The sequence below is a fragment of the Aquipuribacter hungaricus genome (assembly GCF_037860755.1).
GTDB classification, from domain to species: Bacteria; Actinomycetota; Actinomycetes; order Actinomycetales; family JBBAYJ01; genus Aquipuribacter; species Aquipuribacter hungaricus.
The window spans coordinates 1-6,750 of record NZ_JBBEOI010000191.1 but is presented as its reverse complement, the minus strand read 5'-3'; the positions used below and the strand labels follow the sequence as shown (position 1 = coordinate 6,750).

Below are 6,750 nucleotides of genomic sequence, written 5' to 3'. Positions count from 1 at the left end.
GGCCTCGGCCGCCCCGGCCCGGCCGTTCCCCGCCACGCTCCAGCTGCCCGCGGACTTCTCGCCCGAGGGCATCGCCGGCGGCCGCGGCACCACCTTCTACGCCGGGTCCCGCCCCGGCCCGACCGGCGGCGCCGTGTACCGCGGCGACCTGCGGACCGGGGCCGGCGAGGTGCTCGTGGCCCCCACGCCCGGCGGCGCGTCGATCGGCATGACGTTCGACAGCACCACCGGCACCCTGTGGGTCGCGGGCGGGCCGACCGGCACGGTGACCGGCTACGACGGGCGCACCGGCGAGGTCGTGGCCCGGTACACCGCCCCGGCCAGCCCGGCCGGCCGCTTCCTCAACGACGTCGCCCTCAGCGGCGACAGCGTCTACGTCACCGACTCCCAGAACGCCGAGCTCGTCGTCGTGCCGCGCCGCACCGGCGACGGCGGCGCGCTCGCGCTGCTGCCGCTGACCGGCGACTGGGACCAGTCGGCGGGCTTCAACGCCAACGGCGTCCGTGCGCTGCCGGGCGGCGACCTGCTCGTCGTCGACCAGGGCAGCCTGCTCGTCGTCGACCCGGCCACCGGCGTCGCCGACCGCCTCGAGCAGACCGGCGGGCGCACCCTCACCGCCGGCGACGGCCTGGAGCTGCGAGGCTCGACCCTGTACGTCGTCTTCGGCTTCGGCGAGGACTCCGTCGCGGTGGTCGACCTCGACCTGGCCGCCGGCACGTTCCGCACCACGGGGGCGCTCACCAAGGACGAGCCCGCCGCGGACGACCTCGAGCGGCCCACGACGGCGCTCTACAAGGCCGGCTCGCTGTGGGTGGTCAACGGCAAGTTCGCCAGCGGCCCCACCACCGACCAGGAGGTCGTCCGGCTCGACCCGCGCTGACGTGGCGCCGCGCACGGGGGAGGGCCCGCCCGTCACGCCGGACGGGCGCTACCTCGTCGTGCGCGGGCGGCTGTGGCGGCGCTCGGACCCGCGGCTCGGCGACGAGGAGCGGGCCGGTCTGACGGCGGAGCTCATGTCCGCGCGCCGGGCCAAGGGCGCCGCCATGAGGGCGGGGGACGAGGCGGCCCGGGAGGCGGCCAGGGCCCGGGTCGACGCCGCCAAGCACGCCCTCGGCGAGCGCGGCCCGGTCTGGTGGGACGACGGTGCCCCCGACCTCACCCGGCACCTCGCGCGCACCGGCCCGTACGCGGGCTGGTGGGCGGAGGTGTCGGGTGAGGCGGGGTCCGGGGCTCAGCCCGGGACGTAGTCGAACGTGTCGGGGTGCGGGCCGGTCCGACCTTCCTCGCCCTTGTCGAGCGAGGTGAGCTGCTCCATCTGGCTGCCGTCGAGCTCGAAGTCGAAGAGCGCGAAGTTCTCGCGGACGCGCTCGGCGGTCACGGACTTGGGGAACACCACGTCGCCGCGCTGCACGTGCCAGCGCAGGACCACCTGGGCCGGCGTGCGGTCGAGCTCGCGGGCCACGGCCAGGACGGCCGGGTCGGTGAGCACGGCACCCTGGGCGATCGGCGACCAGGCCTCGGTGACGATGCCGTGGTCCCGGCCGTAGGCGCGGACCTCCTCGTTGGCCAGGTACGGGTGCACCTCGACCTGGTTGACCGCGGGGACGACGTCGCACTCCTGTGCCAGGCGGCGCAGGTGGGGCACCTGGAAGTTGGAGACGCCGACCGAGCGGGCGCGGCCGTCGGCGTGGAGCTCCTCCAGCACCTTCCACGTGGCGACGATGTCGAGACCGTCGACGGCCGTCAGCGGCCAGTGCACGAGGAACAGGTCGACGTAGCCGAGGTCGAGCGCCGCGAGCGTCTCGTCGAAGGCGCGGCGGGCGTCGTCGGGGGCGTGGGCGGCGTTGGAGAGCTTGCTCGTCACCCACACGTCCTCGCGCGCCAGGCCCGAGGCGCGCACGGCCTCGCCGACGCCAGCCTCGTTGCCGTACATCTGGGCGGTGTCGACGTGGCGGTAGCCGACCTCGAGCGCGGTCGCGACGGCCTCCGCGGTCTGCTCGGGCTCGACCTGGTAGACGCCGAAGCCGAGCTGGGGGATCGCGCGGCCGTCGTTGAGGCTGACGGTGGGGACGGTGCCGGGCATGGGTGCTCTCCTCGCGGTGGGGGTGGGTCCGTCCTCACCTACCCGGCCGGCCCGGGCCCGAACCCCCGCCCCGTGGCCCCGGGCCCGCGCGGCACGGTAGAACGGCCCCGTGCAGACCGTGGACGTCGTCGTGGTGGGTGCCGGTCCGACCGGCGAGAACGTCGCGGGGCGGGCGGTGGCGGGCGGCCTGACGGCGCTCGTCGTCGAGGCCGAGCTCGTGGGCGGCGAGTGCTCCTACTGGGCGTGCATGCCGAGCAAGGCGCTGCTGCGGCCGGTGCACGCCCTGCGCGCGGCCCGCCGCGTCGCCGGCACCCGGGAGGCCGTGACGGGTGAGCTCGACGTGGCCGCCGTGCTCGCCCGCCGCGATTCCTTCGTCAGCCAGATGGACGACTCGGGCCAGGTGGCCTGGCTCGACGGGGCCGGCATCGGCCTGCTCCGCGGGCACGGCCGGCTCGTGGGCGAGCGGCGCGTCGACGTCACCGGCCCCGACGGCACGGTCGTGGAGGTCGAGGCCCGCGTCGCCGTCGTCCTGGCGACCGGCACGACGGCGGCCGTGCCGGACGTCCCCGGGCTGCGCGACGCCCGCCCGTGGACCAGCCGCGAGGCCACGTCGTCGTCGCGGGTGCCCGGGCGGCTCGTGGTCCTCGGGGCGGGCGTCGTCGGCCTGGAGATGGCGCAGGCCTGGCGCGGGCTCGGCAGCGAGGTCGTCGTGCTGGACCGGGGCGAGCGGTTGCTGCCCCGGCAGGAGCGCTTCGCCGGCGAGCTGGTCGAGCAGCAGCTCCTCGAGGACGGCGTCGACGTGCGTCACGGCGCCGCGGTGGCGCGGGTGGAGCGCGACGGCGACGGCGGCCCGGTCACCGTGCACCTGGAGGACGGCAGCACCGTCACCGGCGACGAGCTGCTCGTCGCGGCCGGCAGGCGCCCCGCCACGGGCGACCTCGGGCTGGAGGTCGTCGGCCTGGAGCCGGGCGCGTCCGTGCCGGTCGACGACAGCCTCCGGGTGACGGGCGTCGACTGGCTCTACGCCGCCGGTGACGTCGACGGCCGCGCGCTGCTCACCCACCAGGGCAAGTACCAGGCGCGGGTGTGCGGCGACGCGGTCGTCGCCCGCTCCCGCGGCGAGGAGCCCGCCTACCTCGCCGAGGCCGACGAGGCCATGGTGCCGCAGGTGATGTTCACCGACCCCGAGGTCGCCAGCGTCGGGCTCACGGGCGCGCAGGCGGCGGAGCGCGGGCTGCGGGTGCGCACCGTCGAGCACGACCTGGGCGCGGTCGCCGGGGCCTCGCTGCACGCCGACGGCTACCGGGGGCGGGCCTGCATGGTGGTCGACGAGGACCGCGGGGTCGTCGTCGGGGCCACCTTCGTCGGCCAGGACGTCGCCGACCTGCTGCACAGCGCCACGGTCGCCGTGGTCGGCGAGGTGCCGCTGCGCCGGCTCCGGCACGCGGTGCCCTCGTACCCGACGATGAGCGAGGTGTGGCTGCGGCTGCTGGAGGACTACGGCCTCTGACGCTGCCCTGCTCCTGTCGGTGGCCGGTCCTAGCGTCCGGTCATGCCGATGAGCTTCCAGGTCGCGATCGACTGCCGGGACCCGCACGCGCTGGCCGACTGGTGGGCGGAGACGCTCGGCTGGCAGGTCGAGCCGCAGGACGAGGGCTTCATCCGCTCGATGCTGGCGCAGGGGCACGCCACCGAGGCCGACACGACGACCCACCGCGGCGCGCTCGTCTGGCGCACGGGGGCGGCCGTCGTCCGCCCGGGGGCCGACCCCGGGCCCGGCGGCAGGCTGTACCTGCAGCAGGTGCCCGAGCCCAAGGCGGTCAAGAACCGCGTCCACCTGGACCTGCGCCCGGGTCCCGGCGAGGAGCCGCCCACGGTGGGCTCGCTCGTGGCGCGGGGGGCCACGGTCGTCGGCGAGGGCCGGCAGGGACCGCACACCTGGACCGTCCTGCAGGACCCCGAGGGCAACGAGTTCTGCGTCAGCTGAGGCTCAGACCCCGCAGGGCGAGGACCACACCGTCACCGAGGTGACGGTCGGCCACGGGGTGGGCAGCAGGGCGTCGACCGAGGCGGGCACGACGTAGGTGTCCTGCAGGCCGACGTCGATGCGGCGCCCGTCGGCGAGCGGGGCCGGGAACGGCGGCAGCAGCGGCCCGTCGGCACCGTCCACCGCGAGCTCGGGGAAGGTCGTGAACAGCTCCTCGACGTCGTCGCCGACCTCGAGGCCCTCGGCCAGCCGACCGCGGACGACGCCGATCCCGGTGACCTCGCCCTCCCGGGTCCAGACGGTGTCGACGCCCCCGGTCCCGGGCGGGCGGTCCCGGTCCGGCACCCACAGGTCGCAGCCGGACTGGGCGGCGAACCCCCCGACCTCGGCGAACCCGAGCGCCTGCAGGCCGGCCGTCGGCAGGCCGTAGACCAGCGGCCCGCGCCCGGTGGTGTCGAGCACGGGGTCGGCGACGGGGGCGGGCAGGAGGTCGGCGTCCGCGTCGTCGTCCGGTGCCGGGGCGGCCGTACCCGGGCCGTCCCACGGTGTGCCGGTCCGGCAGCCGCGGCCCACGTCCGTGCGCACCTCCAGGTACTGCACCCCGACCCGGTCGCCCAGGTCCGAGGCGAGCACGTGCACCCCGTCGAGCTCCGCCTCGACGTGGCCGACGGCGCCGACCAGGGAGCCGGGGACGGCCTCCGTGCCGCGGACGGCGCCGGGCTCCAGCGCCAGGCCGGCCAGGTCGTCGCCGAAGTCCACCCGGAACGTCGTGCGGGCCGGGCTCGCCCCTCCGGGGGCCACCATGACGACGGCCTCGACGACGCCGTCCACCTCCCAGACCAGCACGTCCAGCCCCGCGGGCGGCAGCTCGGGCCGCAGCAGGGCGCACCTGCCGTCGTCCGAGGTGCCGACCCGGTACTGCTCCCCGGTGCTCACCCCGGTCGTGCCTCCCGCCGGGCGCGTGCCGAGGCGGAGGTCGGCGACGCCGTCCAGGTCGACCAGGTTCGCCGCGGCCGACGGCGGTGCGGACGGCGCGGCGGAGGTCGGCGCGTCCGGGGACGGGACGGCCGCCGCGAGCTCGTCGGTCGTGGCCGCGGTGCCGCCCCGGGCCAGGAGGACCCCGACGAGCAGGGCGCCGACCACGGCGGCCACGGCGACGGGTCGCCGACCACGTCCGCCCGCGGGCGCAGGCCCGTCGTCCCCCGTGACCACGCGGGCACCGTAGCCCGGGCTCAGAGCCGGCTGGTGGTCCCCGGGTCCTCCTCGCCGGCGAAGAACCGGTCGAGCACCTCGGCGAACACCGGCTCCCCGGGTGCGGCCCGGGCGAACAGCGTCATCGACGACCGCAGCTTGACCGCGTCCACCGGGCCCATGACGGCCACCGGGTCGGTCGTGGCCAGCCCGGCCAGCGCCTGCGCGCACTCCCGCAGCCGGGGCCCGAGGACGGGGTGCGCCAGGTAGGCGCGGGCCTCGTCCAGGCCGTCGAGGGCGTAGTGCTGCGCCGTGCTGCTGCGGCCCAGCCCGGCGACCTGGGGCAGGACGAACCACATCCAGTGGGTCTGCTTACGGCCCGCGCGCAGCTCGGCACGAGCCTGCTCGTAGGTGCCGCCCGCCTGGGCGTCGACGAAGCGCTGGAGACCGGGTCCGCTCATGGCGCGCCACGGTAGAGGTCCGTGGCGACCGCCACGGCGGTGGCGGTGGCCGGGTGCTCCTCGCCGCGCCACCACGCCAGGCGGACCACGACGGGCGCGGCGTCGGCGACGGGCCGGTAGACCACGCCCGGGCGCGGGTACTGCTGGACCGTCGCCTCGGCGGTGATGCCGACGCAGCGGCCGGTCGCGACCACCGCCAGCCAGTCGTCGATGTCCTCGGTCTGCTCGGTGGCGGGCCGCGCCCCGGGCGGCCACAGCGCGGTCGTCGTGGACCCGGTGCGGGAGTCGACGAGCAGCACGCGCCCGCTCACCTCGGCCAGGCGCACCGAGCGCCGCCGGGCCCAGGGGTCGTCGGCGGCCACGGCGAGGAAGCGGCGCTCGAGCCCGACCACGGCGCTGTCGTAGCGCGCCGGGTCCGGCTCCACCCGCAGCACCGCGAGCCGGCAGGTGCCCTCGGCCAGCCCGGCGGTCGGGGAGTTCGTGCGGACCAGCTGCAGCCCGGTGCCCGGCAGCCGCTCCGCCCAGCGCCGCTGGAAGGCCAGCGTGTGCCGGCCCAGCGCGGACCAGGCGTGCCCGACCCGGAGCACGTGCTGCCCGGTCGTCGCCTCGCGGACCAGGTCGTCGGTGTCGGCGAGCAGCCGCCTCGCCCGGGCGAGCACCTGGGCCCCCTCGGGCGTGAGGCTGGTCTCGCGGCTGGTCCGGCGGACGAGCAGGACGCCCAGGTCGCGCTCCAGCGCGGCGAGGGTCCGGGACACCGCGGCCTGCGACAGCCCGAGCGCGATGCCGGCGTCGGTGAGCGTGCCCTCGTCGGCGACGGCGACCAGGCAGCGCAGGTGGCGCAGCTCGACAGCCATGCGTCCAGCGTATGGCTGGGCACCTGCATGCATTTCTCGCAGGCCCGGCACGCGGGCGACGCTGACCGCCATGACGACCACCGCCGAGGGCGCCGGGCTGCCGACGGCACCCGGGGAGGCAGCCGCGGCGGCGACCGCGCCCCCCACGGCCGCTGCCGCCCCGCCGGCCCGGCC

At 77.2% G+C, this 6,750-nt stretch carries 8 protein-coding genes; 4 read left to right on the top strand and 4 right to left on the bottom strand.

Going from position 1 to position 6,750, the window contains the following annotated elements:
• Together WCS02_RS15710 and WCS02_RS15705 are read left to right on the top strand one after the other, a co-directional pair.
• Positions 1 to 880 (top strand): NHL repeat-containing protein (locus WCS02_RS15710; RefSeq protein ID WP_340294926.1); only part of this gene is annotated, 880 nt, incomplete at its 5' end.
• Position 881: 1 nt separating this feature from the next.
• The gene (locus tag WCS02_RS15705) at positions 882 to 1,247 is read left to right on the top strand and encodes a biopolymer transporter Tol (protein ID WP_340294924.1); all 366 of its coding nucleotides are present in this window, start codon (positions 882 to 884) and stop codon (positions 1,245 to 1,247) included.
• On the opposite strand, the gene WCS02_RS15700 is transcribed toward WCS02_RS15705, so the two are convergent.
• Positions 1,232 to 2,083 (bottom strand): aldo/keto reductase, encoded by an 852-nt coding sequence (locus WCS02_RS15700; RefSeq protein ID WP_340294922.1) that lies wholly within the window; start codon positions 2,081 to 2,083, stop codon positions 1,232 to 1,234. The genes WCS02_RS15705 and WCS02_RS15700 overlap by 16 nt on opposite strands.
• Positions 2,084 to 2,192: 109 nt before the next feature.
• Between WCS02_RS15700 and WCS02_RS15695 the strand changes: the two genes are divergently transcribed.
• Positions 2,193 to 3,593: a dihydrolipoyl dehydrogenase family protein gene (locus WCS02_RS15695; protein ID WP_340294920.1), complete on the top strand. Its 1,401-nt coding sequence runs from the start codon at positions 2,193 to 2,195 to the stop codon at positions 3,591 to 3,593.
• Positions 3,594 to 3,635: 42 nt separating this feature from the next.
• The gene (locus tag WCS02_RS15690) at positions 3,636 to 4,070 is read left to right on the top strand and encodes a VOC family protein (RefSeq protein ID WP_340294918.1); all 435 of its coding nucleotides are present in this window, start codon (positions 3,636 to 3,638) and stop codon (positions 4,068 to 4,070) included.
• Positions 4,071 to 4,073: 3 nt separating this feature from the next.
• On the opposite strand, the gene WCS02_RS15685 is transcribed toward WCS02_RS15690, so the two are convergent.
• The 3 genes from WCS02_RS15685 to WCS02_RS15675 are packed head-to-tail and all read right to left on the bottom strand — an operon-like array spanning position 4,074 to position 6,576.
• On the bottom strand, positions 4,074 to 5,282 hold the full coding sequence (locus WCS02_RS15685; RefSeq protein ID WP_340294916.1) for a hypothetical protein: 1,209 nt from the start codon (positions 5,280 to 5,282) through the stop codon (positions 4,074 to 4,076).
• A gap of 20 nt (positions 5,283 to 5,302) precedes the next feature.
• Positions 5,303 to 5,722, bottom strand: coding sequence for a DUF1810 domain-containing protein (locus WCS02_RS15680; RefSeq protein WP_340294914.1), 420 nt, complete (start codon positions 5,720 to 5,722; stop codon positions 5,303 to 5,305).
• Complete coding sequence (locus tag WCS02_RS15675; RefSeq protein WP_340294912.1) at positions 5,719 to 6,576, bottom strand: LysR family transcriptional regulator; 858 nt, start codon at positions 6,574 to 6,576, stop codon at positions 5,719 to 5,721. Before WCS02_RS15675 ends, WCS02_RS15680 begins: the two co-directional genes overlap by 4 nt.
• Positions 6,577 to 6,750: the final 174 nt, after the last annotated feature.